The organism is Shewanella sp. SM69, assembly GCF_025653985.1.
In the GTDB taxonomy this organism is placed as follows: domain Bacteria; phylum Pseudomonadota; class Gammaproteobacteria; order Enterobacterales; family Shewanellaceae; genus Shewanella; species Shewanella oncorhynchi.
In genome coordinates this window covers 1-1,367 of the sequence record NZ_JAKKRV010000050.1, presented here as the reverse complement: position 1 = coordinate 1,367, position 1,367 = coordinate 1, and the positions used below count along the sequence as shown (strand labels likewise).

Below are 1,367 nucleotides of genomic sequence, written 5' to 3'. Positions count from 1 at the left end.
ACCCAAAACGCCGCCCTACAAAGTCTCACATGGTGAAGCGTTGGTGGCGATGATACTGAACGGTCTTGGCTTTCATAGTTCGACCTTGCACATGTTCCCGCAATTCTTTGCCAACAAGCCTGTAGAACGCCTGATTGGCCCGGGGATCTGTGCCGATGACCTCAATGATGATGTGCTCGGCCGCTGCCTTGATGCCCTCTTTGAGGCCGATGTCAGCACGCTTTATCAGGTGATGGCGGAGCAGGTCGTYGAACGATTGGGGCTCAAAAGTACTGCAGTACACCTCGATATCACCAGCTTCCACGTCGATGGCGCCTATGACCAAGCCGATGGCGAGCAGCTCGGTAAGTTGCAATTGGTACGGGGCTATAGCCGCGACCATCGGCCAGAGCTAAACCAGGTTATCCTGGAGCTTATCTGTGAAAATCAGGCCGGCCTGCCCATCTACATGCAAGCCTTGAGTGGTAATAGTAATGATACCAAGGCCTTTGCCCAGACGGTACGGCGCCACTTGAGCAGTCTCAAGGCCGCGCAGGAGAGTCGTTATCTGGTCGGCGATGCGGCGCTGTATTGCGCCGACACCTTGCAACTACTGGCACAACAGCAACAGTTGTTCGTGACTCGTGTGCCTGTCACCCTCAATGAAGCCAAGCGAGCCGTGGCAACCATTGGCACCCAGTCGCTGGTTGCGCTGGGCAATGGCTATCATGGCTGTTGGCAAAGCGCCAATTATGCCGACGTCGCGCAGCGTTGGTTGCTGGTGCGCAGCGAACAGGCCAGCCACCGTGAGCAGCAAACATTAGCCAAAAACCTACTGAAAGACAGCACGCGTGAACTGAAAGCCTTCAACAAATTATGTGCCCAGCGTTTTGCCTGCGAGACCGATGCGCAGGCTGAATTAGCCCGTTTTGCTGTCAGCTTAAATCTGCTGCAACTAGAAGCAGAAGTCGTGAGTGAACCTATCTATGCAGGGCGCGGAAGGCCSCAAAAGGGTGAAATGCCGGTGARCTACCAATTTCACATCAAGGGGTTAGCCGCAAGTAGCTTGGCGCGGGTGGCTGAGGCGCGCAACCAGACAGGGGTGTTCATCCTCGCGACCAATGATCACAGTGAAACGYTCACCATGGCTGAGCTGTTGGCTACCTATAAAGCCCAGCAGAATGTCGAGCGTGGTTTTAGGTTTCTGAAAAGTCCCGAATTTTTAACCTCCTCGTTATATCTTAAAAAACCGGAACGTATCGAAGCGTTGCTGATGGTGATGACCTGTAGCCTGATGATTTATGCGGCGCTGGAGCACCGGATCCGGCAGGGCTTAGTAGAGCAGAACCGGAGTGTGGCGGACATGAAAAAGAAACCCACGCAAAAAC

1 protein-coding gene is annotated in these 1,367 nt (G+C 54.1%); it reads left to right on the top strand.

The window, feature by feature from the left end; all coding sequences use genetic code 11:
• Positions 1-1,367, top strand: a 1,367-nt coding sequence (locus tag L5M37_RS23990) for an IS1634-like element ISShes12 family transposase (RefSeq protein WP_263201918.1), incomplete at both ends; no start/stop codon positions are given.